The organism is Bordetella sputigena, from assembly GCF_965137885.1.
Lineage (GTDB): Bacteria > Pseudomonadota > Gammaproteobacteria > Burkholderiales > Burkholderiaceae_B > Bordetella_C > Bordetella_C sputigena.
This window is the reverse complement of record NZ_CBCSCA010000012.1, coordinates 141,389-166,676: the sequence shown is the minus strand read 5'-3', so window position 1 is coordinate 166,676 and position 25,288 is coordinate 141,389. Positions and strand designations below refer to the sequence as shown.

Here is a 25,288-nt window from a genome sequence, read left to right as displayed (position 1 = left end):
AGCCCCGAACATGCAACGTCTACTGCCCATATTGGTCGGCCTGCTCATTATCCTGGCCGCGCTTTCCTCCTGCGTCTTCATTGTCCGCGAACGCGACTACGCCCTGGTGTTCTCCCTGGGCGAGGTGCGCAAGGTCATCAGCGAGCCCGGTCTTTACTTCAAGGCTCCGCCGCCGTTCCAGAACGTCGTTACGCTGGACAAGCGCATCCTCACCATCGAGTCCACCGATGCCGAACGCATCCAGACGGCCGAAAAGAAGAACCTGCTGATCGACTCCTACGTCAAGTGGCGCATTGCCGATCCGCGCCTGTACTACGTTACCTTCGGCGGCAACGAGCGCGCCGCCCAGGAGCGGCTGCAGGCCCAGATTCGCGATGCGTTGAACGCCGCGGTCAACATCCGCACCGTCAAGGACGTGGTGTCGGCCGAGCGCGAAAAGGTCATGGCGGAAATCCTGTCCAACGTCGCCAAGCGCGCCGCTCCGCTGGGCGTGCAGATCGTCGACGTCCGCCTGCGCCGCATCGAATTCGCGCCGGAAATCTCCGAGTCGGTCTATCGCCGCATGGAAGCCGAACGCAAGCGCGTGGCCAATGAGCTGCGTTCCATCGGTGCCGCGGAAGGCGAAAAAATCCGCGCCGAAGCCGATCGCAAGCGCGAGGAAATCCTGGCCGATGCCTACGCCAAGTCGCAGGCCATCATGGGCGAGGGCGATGCCCGCGCCAGCAGCATCTATGCCGAATCCTATGGCAAGGATCCGGTCTTCTACACCTTCTACAAGAGCCTGGAAGCCTATCGTTCGTCCTTCTCCAAGCTGGGCGACCTGCTGGTCGTGGACCCGACGTCCGAATTCTTCCAGTTCTTCAAGTCATCCGTGGGCGTGCCGGGCGCGCCCAGCGGCACCCTGGGCGGCATTCCGGGCAGCACGACGCCCGCCACGCCGCCGGCTGCCTCGCCGGACAGCAGGAAATAGCGGGAGCCGGGGCAGGGTACACGGGCTGGCGCGAGCCTCCGAACCATGTACAATACCCCGTAAGCTTTAAAACATTCCGCAGCGGCTGAGCGGGCTTACGCCCCTCAGCCGCTTTTTCGTTTGGGCGTTGCCTACGCGATGCCGGCTATCGGTGCCGCGGCCGCGTCCTCATCTTCAGGCAGGATCAGGTAATTAACATGGGTAACTGGTTGCTCCCGGAGCGTCTGGCGGACATTCTGCCCGCTGAGGCCCGGCGCATCGAGGAACTGCGTCGCGAACTGCTGGATCTGTACCGCACCTACGGTTTCGAGCTGGTCGCCCCGCCCCTGGTGGAATACATCGATTCCCTACTGTCCGGCACCGGCACCGACCTGGACTTGCGCACCAGCAAGCTGGTCGACCAGCTTTCCGGCCGGACGCTGGGCGTGCGGGCGGACATGACGCCGCAGGTGTCGCGCATCGATGCGCACCTGCTGAATCGCGCCGGCGTGACGCGCTTGTGCTATTGCGGCACGGTCCTGCATGCGCGGCCGGCGGATCTGCTGTCCAATCGCGAATTGCTGCAGATCGGCGCGGAAATCTACGGCCACGCGGGCGTGGAGGCGGATATCGAAATCCTGCGGCTGGTGCTCGATACGGTGACGATCGCCGGGGTGCGCCAGCCGCGGCTGGATCTCTGCCATCCCGGCGTGGTGCGGGCCATCATCGACGCCGATCCCGCGGCGCGGCCCCATGGCGCGCAAATCCATGCCTTGCTGCGCGACAAGGACGTGCCGGGCCTGCTGGACCTGGGCCTTCGTCCCGACGGTCCGGGCGCGCAGACGATCCAGGCCCTGCGCGCGCTGACCGGGCTCTACGGCGATATCGGCACCTTGGCGCGCGCGCGCGCTGAATTGCCGCCCTTGCCGGGCATCGCCCAGGCGCTGGACGCGCTGGAAGCGCTGCTGCGCGCCTTGCCGGAACTGCACGCCAGCATAGACCTGGCCGACGTGCGCGGCTATGGCTACCACTCCGGCGTGACCTTCGCCCTGTATGCCGAAGGCTGGCACGACGCGCTGGTCAGCGGCGGGCGCTATGACGACGTCAGCCGCGTATTCGGCCGCGCCCGGCCCGCTACCGGTTTCAGCCTGGATCTGCGCAAGCTGGCCGCCGGCTTGCCACCGGCGGAACGCTCGCGCGCGGTGCGGGCGCCCTGGGGCCAGGATGCCGCGCTGGTGGCGGCGGTGCGCGCCTTGCGCCAGGCCGGTGAAATCGTGGTGCAGGTCCTGCCGGGCCATGAGCACGACCAGGACGAATTCATCTGCGACCGCGAACTGGCGCTGCAGGACGGCGCCTGGAAGATTCGCAACCTTTGACTCATCCCTCTTCAGAGGGCCCGACGGATCCGCGGTTTGCCGCGAAACTCGATATTCATTTTCGATCATGAGCAAGAACGTAGTCATCATCGGCACCCAGTGGGGTGACGAAGGCAAAGGAAAAATCGTCGACTGGCTGGCGGAGTCCGTCCACGGCGTCGTGCGTTTCCAGGGCGGCCACAATGCCGGCCATACGTTGTGGATCAACGGCAAGAAGACCATCCTGCGCCTGATTCCCTCCGGCATCATGCATGCCGGCGTAACGTGCTACATCGGCAATGGCGTGGTGCTGTCCCCGGAAGCCCTGCTCAAGGAAATCGAAGAGCTGGAGGCCGCCGGCCTGGACGTCCGTTCGCGCCTGCAGATTTCCGAAATCTGCCCGCTGATCCTGCCGTATCACGTCGCTATCGACCAGGCCCGCGAAAAGCGCAAGGGCGAGGGCAAGATCGGCACGACCGGACGCGGCATCGGCCCGGCGTACGAGGACAAGATCGCCCGGCGCGCGCTGCGGGTGCAGGACCTGTTCGAGCCCGCGCTTTTCGACCAGAAGCTGGAAGAGCTGCTGGACTACCATAACTTCGTGCTGACCCAATATCTGGGCGGGGAAGCCGTGTCCGCCAGCCAGGTTCGCGACCAGGCCATGGCCCTGGCGCCGGCTATCGCGCCCATGGTGCGCGACGTGTCCAGCAATCTGTTCGCCGCGCAAAAGGCCGGCCAGCGCCTGTTGTTCGAAGGCGCCCAGGGTGCGCTGCTGGACGTCGATCACGGCACCTATCCCTACGTCACCAGCAGCAACTGCATCGCCGGCGCGGCCGCGGCCGGCGCCGGCGTCGGTCCGCAATCGCTGGACTACGTATTGGGCATCACCAAGGCATACACCACGCGTGTCGGCTCGGGACCGTTTCCGACCGAACTGCTGGACGAAGTCGGTGCCCGGCTGGCCAACATCGGCAAGGAATTCGGTTCGGTGACCGGCCGTCCGCGCCGTTGCGGCTGGTTCGACGGCGCCGCCCTGAAACGCTCGGTGCGCCTGAATGGCATCAGCGGTCTTTGCATCACCAAGCTGGATGTGCTGGACGGGCTGGAAACGATACGCCTGGGCGTGGGCTATCGGGTCAACGGCGAGTTCCGCGATGTGCTGCCTTACGGCGCCGTGCAGGTGGCCCAGGCGGAACCGGTATTCGAAGAGCTGCCGGGCTGGTCCGAGTCGACCGTCGGTATCACCGAATACGAAAAACTGCCCGCCGCCGCGCGCGCCTATCTGGAGCGCGTCGCGCAGGTATGCGAAGTGCCGATCGACCTGGTATCCACCGGTCCCGACCGCACCGAGACCATCGTCCTGCGTCACCCGCTGAAAGGCTAGGAGCGTACCGCCATGGCTCTACCCAGTACCGACAAAGATCTCTGGGTCAGTTGGGACGAGTATCACCGCCTGATCGAACAACTGGCCCTGAAGGTCTATCAGTCCGGCTGGAAGTTCGACCAGATCCTGTGCCTGGCGCGGGGCGGCGTACGGGTGGGGGACGTGCTGTCGCGCATTTTCGACGTGCCGCTGGGCATCCTGGCCACCAGCAGCTACCGCGAAGCCGCCGGCACCAAGCAGGGGGCCCTGGATATCGCCCAGTTCATCACGATCACCCGCGGCACCTTGGCCGGCCGGGTTCTGCTGGTGGACGATATGGTCGATACCGGGCTGACCTTCAATCGGGTGCTGGATCATCTGCGCCAGCAGTTTCCCGCCATCACGGAGCTGCGCAGCGCCGTCCTGTGGTGGAAAGGCCACTCCCAGGCTGTCCCCGATTACTACATGGAAAAGCTGATGACCAACCCCTGGATACATCAGCCTTTCGAGGAATACGACAGCCTGCGCCCGCACCAATTGGAAGCCTGGAGCAGGAAGGGCTCGACGTCCTGATCCCTGGCGTGCTAGAATCTCCTGTTACCGAGTGGACTTTTAGTTCGCTACAGGCGTGTACTGCCGACTCGTCTGCGGATCAGTACTACGGACTGTAGTCCGGACTGGGTCGCTCCTTTTGTCCAACTCTCGTTCAAACCTATGCCTATTGTCCGTCTGAAGGAAAACGAACCGTTCGAAGCTGCCCTGCGCCGCTTCAAGCGCACCATCGAAAAAACGGGTCTTCTGACCGAACTGCGTTCGCGCGAGTTCTACGAGAAGCCCACGGCGGAACGCAAGCGCAAGCACGCCGCCGCGGTGAAGCGCCACTACAAGCGGATTCGTAGCCAACAGCTGCCCCCGCGCCTGTATTGATTTTCCGGATCGATCTGAATCGATCCTAATCGGTTGATTCCGGACTCATTCATACAGGAACTTCTCGCCCGAGTCGACGTTGTCGATGTGGTCGGGCGTTATGTGCAGTTGCGTAAGGGCGGGGCCAACCTGCTGGGCCTGTGCCCCTTTCACAACGAGAAAAGTCCTTCCTTCACGGTAAGCCCTGCCAAGCAGTTCTATCACTGCTTTGGTTGCGGCGCGCATGGCAGCGCCATCACTTTCCTGATGGAGCACACCGGCGCCAGCTTTCCGGAAGCCGTGCGCACGCTGGCGGGCTCCGCCGGCATGGCCGTACCGGAAGAAGATCGCAGCCCGCGGCAGCGCGCTGAATCGGCGCGGCGCAAAGAAGAAGTCTCGCGTCATACCCAGGTGCTGGAAGCCGCCCAGGCTTTCTACCTGAAGCAGTTGCGCACGTCCGCGCCGGCGATCCGGTATCTGAAACAACGGGGCCTGACGGGGGAAATCGCCCGTCACTTCGGCCTGGGCTGGTCCGGCACCGATCGCCAGGGGCTGGCGCAGGTGTTCAGCCGCTACGACGATCCCGTGCTGGTCGAGTCCGGCCTGGTCATCGAGTCCGAGGACGGTCGGCGTTACGATCGCTTCCGCGAACGGGTCATGTTCCCTATCCGGAATGCGCGCGGCGTATTGATTGGTTTCGGCGGGCGCATTATCGGCAAGGGCGAGCCCAAGTATCTGAATTCGCCGGAAACTCCCATTTTTTCCAAAGGCCAGGAGCTGTACGGCCTGTGGGAGGCGCGGCAAGCCATACGCACGGAAGGCCAGGTCATCGTGGTCGAAGGCTATATGGACGTGGTCGGCCTGGCGCAACTGGGCCTGGGTAATGCGGTAGCCACGCTGGGCACCTCCACTACGCCGGACCACGTCAAAAAGCTGTTACGGGCCAGTGATCGAGTGGTCTTCAGCTTCGACGGCGACAAGGCCGGGCGCCGTGCCGCATGGCGCGCGCTACAGGCCTGCCTGCCGGTGCTGCGCGACGATATTAATCTGCGCTTCCTGTTTCTGCCGGCCGAGCATGACCCGGACTCCTATGTCAGGGAATTCGGCGCCGAAGCCTTCCGCGCCAGTTTGGGCGAAGCGACAGCCTTGTCGCGTTTCCTGCTGGATGAGCTGGCATCGCGTCACAATCTGGCGGAAGCGGAAGGGCGCGCCGCCTGCATGCACGAAGCCAAGCCGCTGCTGGCCGCGATTCCGGCTTGTGGGCTGAAAACCCAGATCGAGCGCGAACTGGGCAAGCTGGTGCAATTGACGCCGGAAGAGGTCGCGCAGGCGCTGGCCCAGCCCGTCGGGCCGCCAGCGGCGCAGCCGGCGGCCGGGCATGGCGCTGGCGGGGCGCCGTCCAGGACTGAAGCCGATGCGCCGTTTGACGTCGGCATGGACGGCCATGCGCCGCCCGATTTTGCCTATGAACCCATCGTCGACGGCATGGAAGAGCCGGCATGGGAACCAGGCGGTGGCGAAGGTAAACGCCGTTTCGGCGGTCGAGGGTTCAATGCCGGCGGCCGAGGCGGCGGGCAGGGCGGTAAATGGTCCCGTCGTGACGACAAGGACCGGGTAGGCGGCGTGATCGAGCCGCGCCGACCTGTCCCGACGATGGCGAAGCGCCTGCTGCGGCTGTTGTTATCGCATCCCGAACTGGTCGATTCCATGGGCGACCAGCAGCTTGAAGTATTGGATCACGGGCCCCATCTGGGTATGGTGCGCGATCTGGTTGTCCTGGCGCAGCGCAGTGGCGCGCGCCACCTGGGCGCGTTACTGGAGGCGGCGGAACCGGAATCGGATATTCAGCTGGTGCTGCGCAGCATGAGCGCGGACCTCGTGGGGGAGGAGGAACTTCCGAACCCGCAGGCCGAATGGGACGACGCCTTGCACCGCATCGAATTCGGCGCCATTCGGGCTGAAATCGACGAATTGGCGCGGTCAGGACTGCAAACTGAAGAGGATAGGCAGCGTTATCAGGAGCTTTCGAGGCGTTTGGCGGCAATTAAGCATGCCGGCAGCAGCTCAATAGGGTAAAATCAAGGGTTTTCCTGACGTGCCAGAGCTTCGCCACGGCGAGCAGCCAGAACCAGACGGTTCCGGCCTTGTCTAATAGTGGTGCCTGCGAGGCGGTGTTGTCGGGTGGTGTTGCCGGCCGGTGTGTCGGGTGATGTTGCCCGGTGCTGCCCGTATACGCCAGCCGTTATAGGCCATATTGGATGCGTTGTCTCGCCAGGGTGATGTCGTAGACGACTGCGTCCATTCTACCGAAGGCAACGTAACAAAGCATTGACACGACATTACCCAAGGTACCAGAAATCAGGAAAGGCAGGGCCCAATTGATCGGGTGGCGCGGGACGGAAATTCTTGCGTGCCCGATCGGGGATGGGGCGGAAGCCGCGGCACATGTGCCGGAAGACTGCAAGACAAGGTGCCGCACCATGCCAATATTCGGCTCGCAGCCTCGCCCCTAGAGGGCTTTCTGCAATCTTCGCGCATGGGTCGTGACGTACGGCCGATTCCCAAGCACTGTTGTTAGTTTTAAAAGTACGCGTCTTGACCCGGCCAGGGCTTAGCCCGGGCCGTCGATAGCGGTGCGGTAGGCTTTTCGCCTGCAACGACCACGGAAGCGACTATGACCAAATCCATCGGCAAAACCTCCTCTGCAGTTGAAATGGCCGAAGAAGCCAAAACGGCCAGGCGCGCTGCCAGCAAGGCGGCGGAAAAGACATCGGCCAAAGCGGCCGTCAAGGTTGCGCCCAAGTCCGCTGCCGTGAAGACTCCCGCCGCGAAGAAGGCCGCCAAGGCGGACTCGCCGGACAAGGCCGCCAAGGCGAAAAAAGCCGAAGACAAGCTGGCCGAGCTGGTCGGCCGTCCTGCGTCCGTGCCCAGCGGCCGCCGTCCCGGCCGGCCCGCCAAGAACCAGAACAACGACGACGCCGATTTCGGTGACGCCGGCGACGGCGAAGGCGAAGTGCTGCCCGAACTCAAGCCCGTCAAGCGTGGCGGCAAGCGGGGCAAGGGCGATCCCAAGGATCTGATCGCTCGCGGTCCCGTCAGCGCCGAAGAATACGAAGCGCGCCGCAACCGCCTCAAGCAGCTCATCAAGCTGGGCAAGGACCGCGGCTATCTGACGTATGGCGAAATCAACGACCATCTGCCTGACGATCTGGTCGACGCCGAAGCCATTGACGGCATCATCAGCACCTTCAGCGACATGGGGATCGCGGTCTACGACCAGGCGCCCGATGCCGAGACCCTGCTGATGAGCGAAAACGCGCCGGTGGCGTCCAACGACGACGACGTCGAGGACGAAGCCGAAGCCGCGCTGACCACGGTGGATTCCGACTTCGGCCGCACCACCGATCCTGTCCGCATGTATATGCGTGAAATGGGTTCGGTCGAGCTGCTGACGCGTGAAGGCGAAATCGAAATCGCCAAGCGGATCGAAGATGGCCTGAAGCACATGGTCATGGCGATCTCCGCCTGCCCGACCACGATCAACGAAATCCTGGCCCATGTCACCCGTGTGCGTGAAGGCCAGGCGCAGATCGACGAAGTGGTCGACGGCCTGGTCGATCCGGAAGACGGCGAGGAATACGCCGGCGCCGGCGTCACGGCCGAAGAGGACGAAAACGACGACGGCCCGGCCGGCGGCATGAGCAGCAAGCAGCTGGAAGACCTGCGCGTCAAGGCGCTGGCCAAGTTCGATGAAGTGGCCAAGCAGTTCGAAAAAATGCGCGGCGCCTACGAACAGGACGGCTATCGTTCCGACGCCTACCTGAAGGCGCAGGAAGCGATCCAGAACGAGCTCATGGGCATCCGCTTCACCGCCAAGATGGTGGAGCGCCTGGCCGACACCCTGCGCAACCAGGTCGAGGAAGTGCGCCAGCTGGAACGCGCCGTCCTGCACACCTGCGTGGACCGCGCCGGCATGCCGCGCTCGCATTTCATCAAGGTGTTCCCCGGCAACGAGACCAACCTGCAGTGGGTGGTGGACGAAGTCGCCGCGGGCCATCCATACGCCGAAACCCTGGAACGCCAGGTGCCGGCCGTGCAGGAACTGCAGCAGAAGTTGATCGACCTGCAGGCGCGCGTCGTCCTGCCGTTGAAGGACCTGAAGGAAGTCAACAAGCGCATGGCCACTGGCGAAGCCAAGGCCCGCAAGGCCAAGCGCGAGATGACCGAGGCCAACCTGCGTCTGGTGATTTCCATCGCCAAGAAGTACACCAACCGTGGCTTGCAATTCCTGGATCTGATCCAGGAAGGCAACATCGGCTTGATGAAGGCGGTGGACAAGTTCGAATACCGGCGCGGCTACAAGTTCTCCACGTACGCCACGTGGTGGATCCGCCAGGCCATCACGCGTTCGATCGCCGACCAGGCCAGGACCATCCGTATTCCGGTTCACATGATCGAAACGATCAACAAGATGAACCGGATCAGCCGCCAGATCCTGCAGGAAACGGGCGCCGAGCCCGATCCCGCGACGCTGGCGCAGAAGATGGACATGCCGGAAGACAAGATCCGCAAGATCCTGAAGATCGCCAAGGAACCGATCTCCATGGAGACGCCCATCGGCGACGACGATGATTCGCACCTGGGCGATTTCATTGAAGATACGGCGACGCTGGCGCCTTCGGATGCCGCTTTGCACGGTTCCATGCGCGATGTGGTCAAGGAAGTGCTAGACTCTCTGACTCCGCGCGAGGCCAAGGTCTTGCGCATGCGCTTCGGCATCGAAATGAGCACCGATCAGACGCTGGAAGAAGTCGGCAAGCAGTTCGACGTCACCCGCGAACGGATCCGCCAAATAGAAGCCAAGGCCTTGCGCAAGCTGCGTCATCCCAGCCGTGCCGACAAGCTCAAGAGCTTCCTGGAAGGCCAGTAAGGATAAGGGCGCGCCCGCGAGCAGGATAAAAGATCAATAAGGGCCTCTAGCTCATGCCTGGTTAGAGCAGCGGACTCATAATCCGTTGGTGCCGAGTTCGACTCTCGGGGGGCCTACCAGCAAATCCGGGGCTTGCAACGTTCGCGTTGCAAGCCCTTTTTCTTTTTCCGATGCCGCCAGACCTGCTTAAATAAGCACTTCTTGTCTTACCCAGGCATTGAACACGCATGGCATCAGCGGATACCCCCGGATCGGTGGCGCGCAGGTTATGGAAACTGGAAGCGGGCCTCTTCCAGGTCGAGCGAGCACAGTCGCTCGGACCACTGTCCCAGCCTATCGAAGTGCCGGTCGCCCGGCGCACGTCCATCATCGTGCAGGCCCGGCCTTTTCGTTCGCATAAGCTTTGGCGGTCGGGCAAGCTGGTGTACCAGGGCGCGCATCACGCCGGCGGCCTGGCCATCACCAACCTGGAAGAAGAGTGGAAATGCCACCACTTGTCCGCCTTCGACAACTTCCGCATCCAGATCAGCCATGATGACCTGCGCGAGTTCGCCGCGCGGCACGGGGCCGGCCGCGGCTTTGTGCTGCGCAATCCCGCCGGCGTGATCGATCGCACCATGCAGGCGCTGGTCAGCGCTATTGCGCCGGCGCTGCACTCTGAGGAAAAATTCAGCCGTCTTTTCGTCGCCCATATCACCAGCGGCATGATGGCCCACCTCATCGCCACGTACGGTCGCGATGTGGGGCGCGGCGCGAAGGCGCCGGCGCTGACGCCGTCGCAGCAGCGACAAGTTCTCGACTATATGCGGCATCACGTCGCGAGCAATATTTCCGTTGAAGAGGTCGCCGCGCAGTGCGGGATTTCGGCAGGACATTTCACCAAGGCTTTCCATAACTCCGTGGGGCTGACGCCGCATCAATGGATCCTGCAGGCTCGCGTGGATATGGCCAAGGCGCTATTGCGCAAGGATGTCCATATCGCCGCGGTCGCGAGCAGCTGCGGCTTCACGGATCAGAGTCATTTCAGCCGCGTGTTCAAGAAGTTCACGGGCTATTCGCCAGCCAGATGGCGAGTGAAATAGCGGCGCGCGGCCAGCGGCGCGCGGCTAGCGGCGCGCGGCCAGCGGCACGTGGGACAGCAGCAGCGGCGCCAGGCGCGCCGCCCGCGTTGCCAGCGCCTGATCGGGCGTGTCCGTTTCGTACATATTCGCGCGTTTTCGTCCAATACCGCCCTCGATGCCCACGGTATCTTGCGCGGCAGTATTCGTTCGTAAGCAGCGCGACAGCTCCCGTACTTCCGTAAGGGGCATGCCGCCGCAATTTTCAGGGGCCCAGTACCATGTCTCCCGTCAATCGCCGCCAGTTTCTCGCCGGCGCGGCCGCCGCGCCGGCCGCCATCAGCTCCAGGAGTTTCGCCATGACCGCGCCATCCGTGCCGGATCTGATTCTCGTCAACGGAAAGTTCAGCACGCTCGATCGCGCCAATCCACAGGCCGACGCTGTCGCGATGCAGGACGGCCGCTTCACCAGCGTGGGTGCCCGCGACGATGTGATGAAGCTTGCCGGCCCCAAGACCCAGGTAATCGACCTGAACGGCCGGCGTGTTATTCCGGGCCTGATCGACAGCCATATGCACATCATCCGTGGCGGGCTGAACTACAACATGGAGCTGCGCTGGGACGGTGTGCGTTCGCTGGCGGACGCCATGCGCATGTTGAAGGAGCAGGTGGCGCGTACACCGGCGCCGCAGTGGGTGCGCGTGGTCGGCGGATTCACCGAGCATCAGTTCGCCGAGAAGCGCCTGCCGACGCTGGACGAGTTGAACGCCGCCGCGCCGGATACGCCGGTCTTCATCCTGCATCTTTATGACCGCGCGATTCTGAACGGCGCGGCCTTGCGCGCGGTCGGCTACGGCAAGGACACGCCCAACCCTCCGGGGGGCGAGATCGTGCGCGATGCGCAGGGCAATCCCACCGGCTTGCTGCTGGCCAAGCCCAACGCCACGATCCTGTACGCGACGCTGGCCAAGGGGCCCAAGCTGCCGCTGGAGTATCAGCTGAATTCCACCCGCCATTTCATGCGGGAAGTGAATCGCCTGGGCGTGACGGGCGTCATCGATGCGGGCGGCGGCTATCAGAATTATCCGGACGACTATGCCGTCATCGAACAGCTCCACGCCGCCAATCAGCTGACGGTGCGCCTGGCCTATAACCTGTTTACGCAGAAGCCGCGCGAAGAACTCAACGATTTCCGCACCTGGACCGCCGCGGTGAAGCCGGGCCAGGGCGACGATCTCTACCGCCATAACGGCGCGGGCGAGATGCTGGTCTACACGGCCGCGGACTTCGAGGATTTCCGCGTGGAACGGCCCGACATGCCGCCATCCATGGAGGCCGATCTCGAGCCCGTGATCCGCCTGCTGGCCGAGAAGCGCTGGCCTTGGCGCTTGCATGCCACCTACGACGAAACGATTTCGCGTGCGCTGGACGTCTATGAGAAGGTCGCGCGCGATGTGCCCTTCGATGGCTTGAACTGGTTTTTCGATCATGCCGAGACGATTTCCGACCGCAACATCGATCGCATCGCCGCGCTGGGCGGCGGCATTGCCGTGCAGCACCGTATGGCCTATCAGGGCGAATACTTCGTCGAGCGCTACGGCGCCAGGGCGGCCGAAGCCACGCCGCCCGTCAAGAAAATGCTGGAGAAGGGCGTGAAGGTAGGCGCCGGCACCGACGCGACGCGCGTGGCTTCGTACAACCCGTGGGTGTCGCTGTACTGGCTGACCACTGGCAAGACGGTGGGCGGCCTGGCGATGTATCCGCAGGCCAATGTGCTGGATCGCGAAACCGCGCTGCGCCTATGGACGGAGTCCAATACCTGGTTCTCGTCCGAAGTGGGCAAGAAAGGCCAGATCAAGGTGGGGCAGTTGGCCGACCTGGCGGTGCTGTCGGCCGACTACTTTGCCGTCCCGGGCGATGAGATCCAGGACATTACGTCGGTGATGACCGTGCTGGGTGGCAAAGTCGTCTACGGCGACAAGGAGTTCGGCAAGCATTCGCCGGACATCCCGCCCGCCATGCCGGATTGGTCGCCCGTCCGCCACCAGGGCGGCTACCAGCCCAGGCCGCCGCGGGCGCGCGCCCAGGCGGCACTGAAAACCATGTGCGGTTGCGCGAACAGCTGCGGGGTGCATGGCCATGCGCACGCGCGGTCGTGGTTGACGAGTACGCCGACGTCCGAGGCGTCGACGTTCTGGGGGGCGCTGGGCTGCTCCTGCTGGGCCTTCTGACGGCATCGTGGAGACATCGGCGATGGAACGATCACAGGCGTCCGCGGCACGGCGAGGCGAGGGCGGCCGCGCGCTGCCACGATCCCTGCGGTGGCTGGCCTTGCTGCTGCTCTGCTCCGCCTATCTGCAGGGCGGCCTGGTGAAGCTGTTCGACTTCGCCGGCGCGGTGGCGGAGATGCAGCACTTCGGGATGGCGCCCGCCGGACCGATGGCCGCGGCGGTCATTGCGCTGGAGTTGGGCGCATCGGCGATGATACTGTCGGGTTGGCGGCGCTGGCTGGGCGCGCTGGCGCTGGCGGCGTTCACGCTTGCGGCCACCTTCCTGGCGTTGCGATTCTGGAGCGCGCCGCCCGAGGCCAGGTTCATGATGGCGAACGCGTTCTTCGAGCACCTGGGACTGGTGGGCGCGTTCCTGCTGGTGGCCTGGCACGATATCACTGGAGCAAATCCATGAAGGTTTATCTGATCTCGCTGGCCGTAGGCATACTCGTGGGCATTATTTACTCGCTCTTGGGCGTGCGCTCTCCCGCGCCTCCGGCCATCGCGCTGATCGGCCTGCTGGGCATGCTGATAGGGGAGCAGGTGCTGCCGCCCGTCAAGCGCATGATGGCCGGCGAAGCGGTGACGACGGCGTGGTTCCGCCAGGAATGCATGCCCAAGATCACCGGCGCCGCGCCGAAGGAGCCTGCCCGTGTCGAGGCGGGCTGCGATACCGGGAACGGGAGCCACTGATGGCGGCGGCTACCGGAATGCCTGCCGCCGGAACGGCCACCGCTGGAGACACGCCGGCGTGGCTGCTTTCGTTCACCGCGGGCTATGTGGACGTCGTGGGCTTCGCGGCGCTGTTCGGGCTGTTCACCGCCCATGTAACGGGCAACTTCGTCATGATCGGCGTGCAACTCATCGGCGCGTCGGATGGCTTGCTGGCCAAGCTGCTGGCACTGCCCGTCTTCATCGTCGCGGTGGGCGGCACGCGGCTGCTGGAAGCAGCCTTGCGCCGCCGCGCAATGCCGGTCGTGCCGATATTGTTTGCCGTCGAATGCGTACTGCTGGCGCTGTTCATGGCGGCCGGCCTTGCGGCTGAACCGGTGACCGATCCCGGGGCGCCAAGTATCGTGATTTGCGGCATGCTGGGCGTCGCGGCCATGGGCATACAGAACGCGATGTCCCGTACGGTGCTTTCCGAAGCCGGTCCCACCACCATCATGACCGGCAACACGACGCAGATCGTTATCGATGCCGTCGACCTGCGGAGCGCCTCGCCGGAGGCGCGTGCCGCCATACGGCGCCGGCTCGGCAAGATGCTGCCGGCCGTGGCGGGCTTCGCCGCCGGCGCCATCATCGGCGCCCTGGCATTCAAGCAATTTTCCTTCTGGTGCGGGCTGGTTCCCACGGCCATTCTGCTGGGCCTCGCGATACGGCGTCCACGCAGCGCTGCCTAAAAAGGGAAACCCCCACGCCGCGCCGATAAACCGACTTGCCGCCCCAAGGCAAAAAAAACGCCACGGCCGAAGCCGTGGCGGAATTGCGCTACGTTCGCTCATACGGATGCTGCGTTACCGTCATTAAAGCGACGCGCAACAGTACCAAAGCACTCTTCCGTACAAAGGGCGCCGACCCTCTGCCGCTGTAACCTAATGCACCTTGTATTTTTGTATGCAGCGAGATGCAAACCGTTGATATGTCTGGCTTGACGCCAATACTGACGAAAAGTTGACAGCTGGCTTTTATACGGGTCGATACAACCTTGCAACTGGTTGGACCTCTTAAGGGGCGCCGGTGCAGCGATAAATAATCATGATATGGGCCATCCCGGCCCGGGGGCGCGCGGTCTGCTCGCTGCCGGCGCGCGGATAAAATCGCCCGTTTCCTATACAGCCCCTGACAGACATGACAGATAACTCCCGCGTTCCCGACCAGGTGTCGTTACCCGAACTGACCCTGCGCGGCGTCATCCTCGGCGCCTTGATCACGGTGGTGTTCACGGCGTCGAACGTCTATCTGGGTCTGAAAGTGGGCCTGACGTTCTCCTCGGCCATTCCGGCGGCGGTGATTTCCATGTCGGTATTGCGGCTGTTCCGCGATGCCAACATCCTGGAAAACAATATGGTCCAGACCCAGGCGTCGGCGGCCGGCACTTTATCGTCGGTGATCTTCATCCTGCCCGCGCTGGTGATGATGGGGCACTGGCAAGGCTTTCCCTTCGGGCTGACGTTGGCCGTATGCGCCGCCGGCGGCATGCTGGGCGTAATGTTCACGATCCCCCTGCGCCGCGTGATGGTGGTGCAGAGCGATCTGCCTTATCCGGAGGGCGTCGCGGCGGCGGAGATCCTGCGCGTGGGGGCGGCGTCGGCCGTCGGCGACGCGGCCGGCCAGGCGCCCGGAGCCGCGGCCGCGGGCGGCACGGTTTCTTCCAACCCGGCGGCCGGCGGCACCAGCCGCGGCAGGGCGGCGCGTGGCGCGCAAGGGACCGGCCTGGCGGATATCGCCACCGGCGGCGTGGTCGCGGCGGCGGTCAGCTTCGCCAGCAGCGGGCTGCGGGTGCTGGGCGACGGCGTCAGCATCTGGTTTTCCGCCGGGGCTGCGATCTTCCGCATTCCCATGGGTTTCTCCCTGGCCTTGTTGGGAGCGGGCTACCTGATCGGCATCGTGGCCGGCCTGGCGATGTTGACCGGGCTGGTAATCGCATGGGGCGTATCCGTACCCGTGCTGACGGCGCTCCATCCCATGCCGGCGGGGACCTCGGTGGCGAGCTATGCCACGGGCCTTTGGTCTTCGCAGGTACGCTTCATCGGCGCCGGGGTGATCGGCGTCGGGGCCATCTGGACGCTTGCCACATTGGCCGCGCCCATGGCCCGCGGGCTGAAGACCACGTTTTCCGCCATGGGCTCGCAGGCCGCGCGCGGCGGCCACGGCGTGCCGCGTACGGATCGCGACCTGCCGGGCTTCTGGATCGCGGTGATCAGCCTGGTCATGGTGGTCGTGCTGGTATTGACCTTCCACGCCTTCCTGTCCGGCGCCCCGCTGGCCGCGGCCTTGACGTGGCGGCTGGTGGCGGCGGCGGTGGTCTTCGCCTTCGTGTTCGGCCTGCTGGTGGCGGCGGCCTGCGGTTACATGGCTGGCCTGGTGGGTTCGTCGACCAGTCCGATCTCCGGCGTCGGCATCGTCGCCATCGTGCTTGTATCGTTGCTGATATTGGCGATTACCAGTCACGATGGTTTGCTGGCCACCGACTCGGGGCGGCAGCTCGCCATCGCGGTGGCGATCTTCACGACGTCCGCGGTGATCGCCGTGGCGTCGATCTCGAACGACAATCTGCAGGACCTGAAAACCGGCTGGCTGGTGGGCGCCACGCCGTGGCGCCAGCAGGTCGCGCTGTTGATAGGCTGCGTGGCGGGCGCCGTGGTCATCTCGCCTATCCTGGAACTGCTGTACAACGCCTATGGTTTCGCGGATGCCTTGCCACGCCCCGGCATGGACCCCTCGCAGGTCCTGTCGGCCCCACAGGCCACGTTGATGCTCGCCATCGTGCGCGGCATCTTCAAGCATCAATTGAATTGGGCCATGATCCTGATCGGCATGGCCGTCGGCGTCGCCTTGATCGTGGTCGACCAGATCCTCAAGCGCACCTGCAGGATCGCCCGCATGCCGGTGCTGGCGGTCGGTATCGGCATCTATCTGCCGCCCACCGTAAGCGCGCCCCTGGTGCTGGGCGCGGTGCTGGCGTGGCTGGTGTCCCGCGCGTTGCGCCGCCGTATCGCCGCGGGGCAGGCGGATGCCGCGGTGGCCGATGCCGCTGATCGCCGCGGTACCTTGATCGCCTCCGGCCTGATCGTGGGCGAGAGCCTGGTCGGCGTGGTCATGGCCGCGGTGATCGGCGCCAGCGGCAAGGAAGCACCCCTGGCGATCGCGGGTCCGGGATTCGCAACCATCGCTTCATGGCTGGGCCTGGCCGTTTTCCTGATGGTTGCCTGGCTGTTTGCCCGGCGTGTGCTGGCGGTCGTCGCCGGACGCTGAGTACACGTTGGCAAGGGACTGGGCGCCATGGCGATCCGCGTCGTTGCGTCGCGCGGCGTCATGATGCGTGCGCACGGCCTGACACATCAATCGTGATACGCCAGGCGCAGCGGCAGGTCTTCGCGATCGGCGAGCCTGCGGCTGGCTTCTTCGACGAGTTCATCCTCGGCCGCGCGCAGCGCGGCGACTCCGCTCAGGCCGGTGTTGCGCTCGACCCGGCGCAGTACGTCCGTGGTGCAACGGCAGGCCACGTATCGATGCCCCGTTTCCAGCCAGAACACGGCTCCGTCCTCGACCATCGCTATTTCCCAGATCCCCGCCATCGCATCCTCCCTAAGTCCAGGGGTTAACATTGCGCCCGCGCAGCGTGGCCCGGGCAAATGGGTCATTCGTTAGTCAGTCTCAAGTCTAGGCAGCCTCATCCCTGTCGGGTATCAGATTGACGTACTACGGCACCCGCACGACCGGCCCATGCCGTACGTCGGACGATGCATGCCACGCCGGCCCGCGTGCGCGCGACTGAACCTTATCCCCGGCGTTTGGACTAAGGCTCACGGTTCTTACGCCCCCAATCCGTGGAATTTTTGTAAAGCATGTCTAAGAAGCTACTTGTCGTTTTGTGGTCCGCCGCGGCCCTATGCACGACGGATGCCGTCCTGGCCGCCGCTCCCGCCACTACGCCGTCCTCGACACAAGCTGCCGCGCCCGCGCAAGCTCCGTCCGCTACGCCGCCGGCGCCCGATGCGCCCACGCCGGACGCGAAAGCGTGGCTGCTGCTGGATGCGACCAGTGGTCAGGTCATCGCGTCCAATAATGCCGACGAGCGGGTCGAGCCGGCCTCGCTGACGAAGATCATGACTTCTTATCTGATCTTCCAGGCCCTGCGTGACAAGACGCTGGAGCTAGACCAGAAGGTGACGATATCGGCCAATGCATGGAAGGTGGCGCCCGGCAGCTCCAAGATGTTCCTGGAGCCGGGCATGCGCGTCAGCATCGACGATCTGCTGTCAGGCTTGCTCATTCAATCCGGCAATGACGCCGCGGTCGCGCTCGCCGAAGCCGCCGCCGGTTCCGAGGCGGCCTTTGTGCAACGCATGAACGAGACCGCCGAACGTCTCGGGCTGAAGTCCACGCATTTCAATAGCCCGCACGGGCTGCCGGACCCGCAGACTTATTCCACCGCGCGCGATCTGGCGACGCTGACCTCGCGCGTGATTCGCGACTTTCCCGACCTTTACGTGCGCTACGACCACGTCAAGTCATTCCGCTTCAACAACATCACGCAGCCCAACCGCAACCGGCTGTTGTGGAGCGACCCTTCGGTCGACGGCGGCAAAACGGGCCATACCGAGGCGGCGGGATATTGCATGGTGGCTTCCGCGTTGCGTCCCGGCGCGGCGGGCCCGCGTCGCCTTATCGCGGTGGTAATGGGCACCCCGTCGGACAAGGTGCGAACCGCCGCCACCGGCATGCTGTTGAACTGGGGCTTCCAGAACTACGAAACCGTGAAGCTCTACGCCAAGGGCCAGTCCTTGGGCAACTCCACCGTGTGGAAGGGCCAGCAGGCGCAGGTGCAGGTCGGTTTCGATCGTGACATTTATGCCACCGTCCCGCGCGCATGGGTGCCCAAGCTGCAGAAAGTCATCAATCGCCAGAGCCCCTTGATCGCCCCATTGGCATTGGACAGCCAGGTGGGGACAGCGGATCTGCAGATCGATGGCCGCACGATCCAGAGCTATCCTATCGTCGCCTTGCAGCCCGTGGAGCAGGGCGGGATGTTGTCGCGCGGCTGGGACGGCATGCGGCTGTGGGTCTACGGCCTGATGAACGAAAAGCCGCCGGCGTGATCGCATAGACTTCGCGGGAGCTTGACGTTATGTCAAAAAGAACTGACAGAACGTCAGCTTCTTGCACACTTGTAGGCATCTTGCTGACTTTTCGTTAGTCCACGTCCCGATCATGATTCTCTTCTGTCCAGACAACAGAGCGAATCATGACGAGATTGATCGATGTACCGGCAATGGCGGCGTTGGTCCGACAGGTGGGCCTCGCCTCTTTCATGCGCCAGCTCGCGCAGCGGATACGCGCCGATTATCAACGCTGGCCCGAATTCGAAAAGTCCGCGCGGCTGGCCTCCCACTCCGCGGTCGGCGTCATTGAGTTGATGCCGGTGTCCGACGCGGCGCGCTACGCCTTCAAGTATGTCAACGGCCATCCGGGCAACACGACCTTGGGCTTGCCGACCGTCATGGCCTTTGGCGTGCTGGCCGACGTCGCCACGGGCTATCCGCGCCTGCTGTCCGAGCTGACCCTGACGACCGCGATGCGCACCGCGGCCACGTCGGTCGTCGTCGCCGCGGCCCTGGCGCGGCCCGGTTCGCGCACCATGGCCTTGATCGGCAATGGCGCCCAGAGCGAATTCCAGGCCACCGCCTTCCATGACATGCTGGGTATCGATGAAATCCGCTTATTCGATATCGACGAGCAGGCCACGATCAAGTTGCGGCGCAATCTGGCGGCGGCCGCGCCCGCGCTGCGCGTCGTCGTGGCCGCCGATACCGCCGCGGCGGTGCGCGGCGCCGATATCGTCACCACGGTGACGGCGGACAAAGCCTACGCCACCATCCTGACACCGGACATGATGGAGCCTGGCATGCATATCAATGCGGTAGGCGGGGACTGTCCGGGGAAGACCGAAATCCATCCGGACATCTTGCGCCAGGCGCGCGTCATCGTCGAATACGAGCCGCAGTCGCGCATTGAAGGTGACATCCAGCAATTGCCACCGGAGTTTCCCGTGGTGGAGTTGTGGCAGGTGCTGAGCGGGCGGCGGCCAGGGCGCGAGTCGCCGCTGCAAGTCACGGTGTTCGATTCGGTGGGGTTTGCGCTGGAAGATTATTCGGCGCTGTGCCTGATCGCCGATCTGGCGGAAAAGCACGGCATCGGCATGGAACTGCCCTTGATCGCGGCCGGCGACGATCCCAAGGATTTATATGGGTTTGCCCTGGCGGGGGACGGAAGCGTGTTGCGCGTTGCGGCGTAGCTGCTATTTGTACACGGCCAACAGCAGATTGGTTTCCGAATTCGCGATTCCCTTGATGCGGCGCAGGTCGCGCAGCACGCGGTCGAATGTCGCCAGATCCTGGACCCGGATCTCCGCCACCAAATCCCAGCGCCCGCTGGTCGAATGAACCTGCACGATCTCCGGCAAACGACGTAGCGCAGACAGCACCGCATCGGTTTCGTTGCCTCGCACCTCGATCAAGGTCATCGCTCGTACGCCTTCATCCTCGGTTTCGCTGCGCAGGCGTATCGTGAATCCAAGGATCGTACCCGCGCGCAACAGGCGGTCTATGCGGTTATGGACGGTGCCGCGCGACACCGACAATTTCTTCGCCAGCGTCGCGGTGCTCAGGCGGCCGTTGTCGCGCAACAGGGCGATAAGACGGCGATCCAGATCGTCTAGGGCTTCTTGCATGGGAGCTGCGGTGTTGCCTGGGAGTGCCGGGTGGGCGCCATAGGGCGCTGCGCTACTGTAGCACCGGGCAAACGCCGGCATCCCGGGTATTCGACGTTTGGGCAGCCTTGCGCTAGAATCTTTGATAGATCAATTATTGATGCATCCATAAAATGGCTCCCCGCGCTCCCGCCACGCCGCACTCCGCCGGCCAGGTACTGCCGTTCCGCCAGTCGCTGATGGCGATGCTGGGCATGTGCTTCGTGGTCATGATGGTGGCCATCGATCAGACGGTGGTCGGCACCGCGCTGCCCACCGTCGTCGCCGAATTGAAAGGCTTCGACCTGTATGCCTGGGTGGCGACCTCTTATCTGCTCACCTCGGTCATCACCGTGCCCATCTTCGGGCGCCTGGGTGATTACTATGGCCGCAAGCCCTTCGTGGTATTGGCCATCGTGGTCTTCACCGCGGCCTCGGCCCTGTGCGGCGCGGCGGACAGCATGCTATTCCTGGTCATTGCCCGCGCGCTGCAGGGCATAGGCGGCGGCATGCTGGTCGGTACCGCGTTCGCTTGCATACCGGACCTGTTCCCGGATTCCTATGTGCGCCTGCGCTGGCAGGTCATGTTCAGTTCCGCCTTCGGCATCGCCAATGCCATCGGACCCTCGCTCGGCGGTTTCCTTACGGAGTACTACGGCTGGCGTTCGGTGTTCTACGTCAACATCCCGGTCGGCCTGCTGGGTTTGTGGTTCGTTTCCCGTCACCTGCCGCATCTGCGTCACAGCGATCCCAGCAAGAAAATCCGTTTGGACTGGCCGGGCGCCTTGCTGATCGCGCTGGCGCTGGGCGGGCTGCAACTGGTGGTGGAACTGCTGCCCGCCAAAGGCTTCGACAGCCTGACGCTGTCGCTGGCCGCGGCCAGCGTGGTGGCCTTCGGGCTCCTGTACTGGTGGGAGCGGCGGTGCGAGCAGCCGCTGCTGCCTTTCGACATGTTCCGCAACGCCAGCCTGGCGCCCTTGTTCATGCTGGCCTTGCTGGTCGGCGTGTCAATGTTCTCTTTGCTTTTCTATGCGCCTTTGCTGCTGCAGGGCGGCTTCGGCTTGTCGCCCAAGGATGCCGGCTTGTTGATCACCCCCATGGTGGTGTGCATCACCATCGGCAGTATTGCCAACGGCCGCATCGTGACCCGCATCAAGAACCCGAACAACATGCTTTACGTCGGCTTCCTTTTGATGTGCCTGGCGACGGCGGGGATCATTTCCACCCATAACTACACGCCAAGCTGGCTGATCGCTACCTATATGCTGGCCGCCGGGCTCGGCCTGGGTTTCATCATGCCCAATCTGACCGTTTTCGCGCAGGAAACGGCAGGCCGCGCGCACCTGGGCATCGCCACCGCCTTGCTGCAGTCGCTGCGCATGGTGGGCGGCATGGTCGGTACCGCCGTCGTGGGGACCATGGTCAACCACAGCTATGTCAGCGGCGTGCGCGCGTCGCTGGACAGCAGCCAGGCGATGCGGTGGCTCGATACGCTGGACGATCCGCAGATACTGGTGAATCCCGCCGCGCAGACGGAGTTCCTGCAGCGGGTGGCGGCCTTGGGCCATGACGGCGCCACTTACCTGGAAGCGGCGCGCGTGTCGCTGGTCGGTGCCATTCACGATGGGCAGATCATCGTGCTGGCGATCGGCATTTTGTCGCTGTGGTTCGTGCGCCGGGTCCCGCCCGTGCGTCTTACCCGCCGCAGCAAAGTCGCCAGCGCCCCCGCGGAGTGATCATGCCGAAGGAGCAACAAGGTCTGCATACGGTGCAGATGCTGGGCCAGGCCTATCGCGCCATGATGGCGGCTTTCGAAGCCAACGTCGGCCATGCCTTGCCGCGCTGGCGCATTCTGCTTGCCTTGCACGAGGCGGGCGCGCTGTCGCAGAAGATCTTGGCCGAGCGCTGCCGCCTGGATCCCGCATCGTTGACGCGGCAGCTGCAGGCGATGGAAGGCATGGGCTGGATCAGCCGCGCCATCGATGAACATGACAATCGCGTCATCAATGCCGTGCTGACTTCGCAGGGCGAGCGTGTCGTTGCCGAGGCGCTGCCGCGCCGCGCGGCGTTTTTCGACCATGCCATGCAGGGATTGTCCGCCGAGCAGATCCGGATCTGCCACGAAGTCCTGGCAACGCTGGAAGACAACTTCAAGGCCGCCCAGCAACGCCTGGCTGGCTGACCGCCGGCCATCGTCGGCTGGCGCGGCGCAACGCCGCACGGTGGTACGCAGTGCACCGCGGTTGCGCGGTTCGCAATGAATACTCCAAAAAAACGCCGGCTCCCGCGTGGGGAGCCGGCGTTCATTCCCCGTGCGGACGGGACGCTATATGGCGCCCACCAGCAACAGCACAATGACGATGACCAATACCAGCCCCAGACCGCCGCTGGGGTAGTAGCCCCAGCTGCGGCTGTGCGGCCATGTGGGCAGCGCGCCGACCAAGAGCAGAATCAGAATAATCAACAAGATGGTTCCGAGAGTCATGTCATTCTCCTTATGCCGGTTGAAGAGCCGTGCAACCGATAGGCGATGCGCGTTTCGCATCACACCTGACGATGAGCAAAAATCGGACCCGACTTAATCGTGCAGCACCATCCCGCCAAAAAAGCAAATCGTCCTTAGGAAGGATGTTGCCCAAATACGTCGTTACGCCTTAAGCGTTACACACTGACATATGCCGCTTCGATACGATAAGTCGACCATCGCACGGAGATCGGACATGACCTACGATAACAATGCTATTAACGATCGCGCCGCGCATGTGATCTGGTTCGAGACCTCGGCCGGCGCCAGGACGATCAAGGCAGGCGTGTCCTGGGAAGTCCTGCGGGACCGCTTCGGCGCCCGCATGGAGGAAGAAGACCTGCTGACGGCGTATCGCGGCAACAGCCGCATGCTGCATGCGCTGGCGCAGCGCAAATTCCTCGAAAGCCATCCCGTGCCGGTGATGCTGGGCCAGGCGGATTTCGCCGGTGAAGGCCGGCACGGATGGTAGTGTCTGCGGTGAGCGGCGAGGCTCAGTGCCTGCCGCCCACAATACGTCCCAGCGCCTTGATCGCCGCCTGCAGGTCGCTACTCATCGGATGCGCGCAGCTGATACGCAGGAAGTGCTCGTAGCGATCCGAATTGGAAAACATGCGGCCGGGCGCGACGCGTATGCCGTCTTCCAGCGCCAGTTCGAAAACATCCTTGGACGACCGTCCGTCAGGCATCTCCACCCATAGCAGCATGCCGCCGCTGGGCACGCTCAGGCGCGTTCCGCGCGGGAAGTGTTCCGCAATGGCGCGAGCCATGCCCTCGCGCTGCATCTTCAGGCGCCGCCGCAGGCGCATCAGGTGGCGATCATAGCCTTTGGATTGCAGGACCTCCGCAATCGCGATCTGGGGCGTCGCGCCGTTCGGACGGCTTTGCACGAACTTCAGCATGGCCAGCCGGGCCTTCCAGCGCCCGCCTATCATCCATCCCAGGCGCGACCCGGGCGCCAGCGTCTTTTGCATGGAGGCGCAGTAGATGACATTGCCGTCGCGATCCCATGCCTTGGCCGCGCGCAGCGGCTCATCGCCGTCGGCCAGCGCGCCATAGGTATCGTCCTCTATCAGAGGGATGGCCTGCCGCTCGCAAAGCGCCACCAGCCGTGCCTTGTCTTCATCGGGCATGATGCTGCCCAGCGGATTGTGCAGGTTCGGCACCACCACCACCGCCTTGATATCCGCGTGCGTCTGGAACGCCAGGTCCAGGGCTTCGATGGACAGCCCGCGCTGCGGGCTGGTGGGAATTTCCAGCGCGCGCATGCCCAGGCTGCCGATGACCTGCAACAGGCCGAAGTAGGCGGGCGATTCAACGGCAATCGTATCGCCCGGGCCGGCGACCGCGCGCAGCGCGATGTTCAGCGCTTCTATGCACCCATGGGTAACGATGATGTCGTCAGGGCTGGCGCTGATGCCCGCGTCCAGCGCGCGTCTTGCCAGCGTTGCCCGCAACTGCGGATGGCCTTGATGCGGTGCCGGCCGCGCCAGTGTTTCGGGATAGCGGCGCACGGCCCGCAACATGGCCTGCTTCAAGGCATCGACCGGATAGGCGTCGGGTGGCGCGACGGAATTGGCCAGGTCAACGCGCGGCGGATGCATCGCGCTTTTGGCGATGAAGTCGGATACGCGGTCGTGGATACCCACATAGGACGCCGCGTCCAGGACCTGGCGCGTGTCCGGCTCGTCCACGGGCAATAGCTTGGCGCGCTGCGTCTTCAGGACAAAGTAGCCGGAGCGCGGCCGCGCTTCGATCAAGCCGTCGTCTTCCAGGCTACGACATGCTTGCAGCGCGGTGCTTATGCTGACTTGATGGAGCCGGACCAGGGTGCGCACCGACGGCATGCGCGAAGCTGGGGCGAGGACTCCAGAATAAATTGCTTGCCGGTAATGTTCGGCCAAACGCTGATACAGAGGCTGTTCCATTGCGCAATCATGCGTATGCCAGCAGAGACGGAATAGGCACAGTTAATGAGGAATCCGACGGTAACAGAAATCCTAAGTATCAATTGCTCCTGTGCACAAATCCGGACGCTGTGCCTGGGACGCCGCGTTGCGGGCGCATAAGCTGCACAACGTCTCGCAACAACCTTGGAGGTGACCGTGAAAAGGGACCGCTCGGCCTGGGATATTTCGCTTTCATGCGGTGAAACACGCGTGGTTTATATGCCACCGCGTGCGCTTATCCTGGGCGTCAAAGGGCACGTTACCGTCGTCGAACGCGTGGATGGCCTTGGTGATGCCGGCTTCAGCCTGTGCATCCCGGTGCGCAGCGGCGAGACGCACGTACTGGCCTATGGCGGACAGGTGCTGGTGCGCGCCACGCAGATTTCGCATCTGCGTATCGTGCCGCCGCAGCCTTACTTCGCCAATTGGCGCGCCTGGTGCGCGCGCATGCTGAAAAGTCTGCAGCACACGGCTTCCGCCGTCAGCCGCCATATACATGGCGTATAGCGG

The 25,288-nt window shown here is 64.0% G+C and carries 23 protein-coding genes and 1 tRNA gene; 20 read left to right on the top strand and 4 right to left on the bottom strand.

Annotated elements, in window-relative coordinates:
• The first annotated feature begins 10 nt into the window (after nt 1-10).
• The 14 genes from hflC to ACNA0R_RS21525 all read left to right on the top strand — a co-directional run bounded on the left by hflC (nt 11) and on the right by ACNA0R_RS21525 (nt 16,809).
• A complete protein-coding gene (hflC, locus tag ACNA0R_RS21590; RefSeq protein ID WP_415828120.1) occupies nt 11-970 on the top strand; it encodes a protease modulator HflC in 960 nt (319 codons plus the stop codon).
• A gap of 197 nt (nt 971-1,167) precedes the next feature.
• Nucleotides 1,168-2,325: an ATP phosphoribosyltransferase regulatory subunit gene (locus tag ACNA0R_RS21585; protein ID WP_415828119.1), complete on the top strand. Its 1,158-nt coding sequence runs from the start codon at nt 1,168-1,170 to the stop codon at nt 2,323-2,325.
• 67 nt (nt 2,326-2,392) lie between these two features.
• A complete protein-coding gene (locus ACNA0R_RS21580; protein ID WP_415828118.1) occupies nt 2,393-3,688 on the top strand; it encodes an adenylosuccinate synthase in 1,296 nt (431 codons plus the stop codon).
• 12 nt (nt 3,689-3,700) lie between these two features.
• Nucleotides 3,701-4,240 carry a phosphoribosyltransferase gene (locus ACNA0R_RS21575; protein ID WP_415828117.1) on the top strand — a complete coding sequence of 180 codons (540 nt, stop codon included), beginning with the start codon at nt 3,701-3,703 and terminating at the stop codon, nt 4,238-4,240.
• 141 nt (nt 4,241-4,381) lie between these two features.
• Nucleotides 4,382-4,594, top strand: a complete 213-nt coding sequence (gene rpsU / locus ACNA0R_RS21570) for a 30S ribosomal protein S21 (RefSeq protein WP_006218592.1) — start codon at nt 4,382-4,384, stop codon at nt 4,592-4,594.
• A 33-nt stretch (nt 4,595-4,627) separates the two neighbouring features.
• On the top strand, nt 4,628-6,649 hold the full coding sequence (gene dnaG, locus ACNA0R_RS21565) for a DNA primase (RefSeq protein WP_415828116.1): 2,022 nt from the start codon (nt 4,628-4,630) through the stop codon (nt 6,647-6,649).
• A 598-nt stretch (nt 6,650-7,247) separates the two neighbouring features.
• Nucleotides 7,248-9,503, top strand: coding sequence for an RNA polymerase sigma factor RpoD (rpoD, locus tag ACNA0R_RS21560; RefSeq protein ID WP_415828115.1), 2,256 nt, complete (start codon nt 7,248-7,250; stop codon nt 9,501-9,503).
• 40 nt (nt 9,504-9,543) lie between these two features.
• Nucleotides 9,544-9,622: transfer RNA gene (locus tag ACNA0R_RS21555), tRNA-Ile, on the top strand.
• 108 nt (nt 9,623-9,730) lie between these two features.
• Nucleotides 9,731-10,585, top strand: coding sequence for a helix-turn-helix domain-containing protein (locus tag ACNA0R_RS21550; RefSeq protein WP_415828114.1), 855 nt, complete (start codon nt 9,731-9,733; stop codon nt 10,583-10,585).
• A gap of 335 nt (nt 10,586-10,920) precedes the next feature.
• Complete coding sequence (locus tag ACNA0R_RS21545; RefSeq protein ID WP_415828113.1) at nt 10,921-12,792, top strand: amidohydrolase; 1,872 nt, start codon at nt 10,921-10,923, stop codon at nt 12,790-12,792.
• Nucleotides 12,793-12,814: 22 nt separating this feature from the next.
• Nucleotides 12,815-13,246 carry a DoxX family membrane protein gene (locus ACNA0R_RS21540; RefSeq protein WP_415828112.1) on the top strand — a complete coding sequence of 144 codons (432 nt, stop codon included), beginning with the start codon at nt 12,815-12,817 and terminating at the stop codon, nt 13,244-13,246.
• Nucleotides 13,243-13,524, top strand: a complete 282-nt coding sequence (locus ACNA0R_RS21535; protein WP_415828111.1) for a XapX domain-containing protein — start codon at nt 13,243-13,245, stop codon at nt 13,522-13,524. Before ACNA0R_RS21540 ends, ACNA0R_RS21535 begins: the two co-directional genes overlap by 4 nt.
• Before the next feature lie 17 nt (nt 13,525-13,541).
• Entirely contained in the window at nt 13,542-14,234 is a 693-nt protein-coding gene (locus ACNA0R_RS21530; protein WP_415828110.1) for a YoaK family protein, read from the top strand.
• A 448-nt stretch (nt 14,235-14,682) separates the two neighbouring features.
• Nucleotides 14,683-16,809: an OPT family oligopeptide transporter gene (locus ACNA0R_RS21525; RefSeq protein ID WP_415828109.1), complete on the top strand. Its 2,127-nt coding sequence runs from the start codon at nt 14,683-14,685 to the stop codon at nt 16,807-16,809.
• 86 nt (nt 16,810-16,895) lie between these two features.
• Here ACNA0R_RS21525 and ACNA0R_RS21520 read toward each other — a convergent pair whose 3' ends face one another.
• Nucleotides 16,896-17,108 carry a hypothetical protein gene (locus ACNA0R_RS21520; protein WP_415828108.1) on the bottom strand — a complete coding sequence of 71 codons (213 nt, stop codon included), beginning with the start codon at nt 17,106-17,108 and terminating at the stop codon, nt 16,896-16,898.
• 294 nt (nt 17,109-17,402) lie between these two features.
• Here ACNA0R_RS21520 and ACNA0R_RS21515 point away from each other — a divergent pair, with 294 nt between their 5' ends.
• Nucleotides 17,403-18,656 (top strand): D-alanyl-D-alanine carboxypeptidase family protein, encoded by a 1,254-nt coding sequence (locus ACNA0R_RS21515; protein ID WP_415828107.1) that lies wholly within the window; start codon nt 17,403-17,405, stop codon nt 18,654-18,656.
• Nucleotides 18,657-18,802: 146 nt separating this feature from the next.
• Nucleotides 18,803-19,852 carry an ornithine cyclodeaminase gene (locus ACNA0R_RS21510; protein ID WP_415828106.1) on the top strand — a complete coding sequence of 350 codons (1,050 nt, stop codon included), beginning with the start codon at nt 18,803-18,805 and terminating at the stop codon, nt 19,850-19,852.
• Nucleotides 19,853-19,855: 3 nt separating this feature from the next.
• On the opposite strand, the gene ACNA0R_RS21505 is transcribed toward ACNA0R_RS21510, so the two are convergent.
• Nucleotides 19,856-20,287, bottom strand: coding sequence for an Lrp/AsnC family transcriptional regulator (locus tag ACNA0R_RS21505; protein WP_415828105.1), 432 nt, complete (start codon nt 20,285-20,287; stop codon nt 19,856-19,858).
• Nucleotides 20,288-20,439: 152 nt separating this feature from the next.
• On the opposite strand from ACNA0R_RS21505, the gene ACNA0R_RS21500 reads away from it, so the two are divergent.
• Complete coding sequence (locus tag ACNA0R_RS21500; RefSeq protein WP_415828104.1) at nt 20,440-22,041, top strand: MDR family MFS transporter; 1,602 nt, start codon at nt 20,440-20,442, stop codon at nt 22,039-22,041.
• Between the two features lie 2 nt (nt 22,042-22,043).
• On the top strand, nt 22,044-22,487 hold the full coding sequence (locus ACNA0R_RS21495; protein ID WP_415828103.1) for a MarR family winged helix-turn-helix transcriptional regulator: 444 nt from the start codon (nt 22,044-22,046) through the stop codon (nt 22,485-22,487).
• A 144-nt stretch (nt 22,488-22,631) separates the two neighbouring features.
• Here the strand turns inward: ACNA0R_RS21495 and ACNA0R_RS21490 are convergent, their stop codons facing one another.
• The gene (locus ACNA0R_RS21490) at nt 22,632-22,790 is read right to left on the bottom strand and encodes a DUF3309 family protein (RefSeq protein WP_086064239.1); all 159 of its coding nucleotides are present in this window, start codon (nt 22,788-22,790) and stop codon (nt 22,632-22,634) included.
• A gap of 235 nt (nt 22,791-23,025) precedes the next feature.
• On the opposite strand from ACNA0R_RS21490, the gene ACNA0R_RS21485 reads away from it, so the two are divergent.
• Nucleotides 23,026-23,301 carry a DUF1488 family protein gene (locus ACNA0R_RS21485; RefSeq protein ID WP_415828102.1) on the top strand — a complete coding sequence of 92 codons (276 nt, stop codon included), beginning with the start codon at nt 23,026-23,028 and terminating at the stop codon, nt 23,299-23,301.
• 22 nt (nt 23,302-23,323) lie between these two features.
• Here ACNA0R_RS21485 and ACNA0R_RS21480 read toward each other — a convergent pair whose 3' ends face one another.
• Entirely contained in the window at nt 23,324-24,757 is a 1,434-nt protein-coding gene (locus tag ACNA0R_RS21480; RefSeq protein WP_415828101.1) for an aminotransferase-like domain-containing protein, read from the bottom strand.
• A gap of 177 nt (nt 24,758-24,934) precedes the next feature.
• Between ACNA0R_RS21480 and ACNA0R_RS21475 the strand changes: the two genes are divergently transcribed.
• A complete protein-coding gene (locus ACNA0R_RS21475; RefSeq protein ID WP_415828100.1) occupies nt 24,935-25,285 on the top strand; it encodes a hypothetical protein in 351 nt (116 codons plus the stop codon).
• The last annotated feature ends 3 nt before the right edge of the window (nt 25,286-25,288 follow it).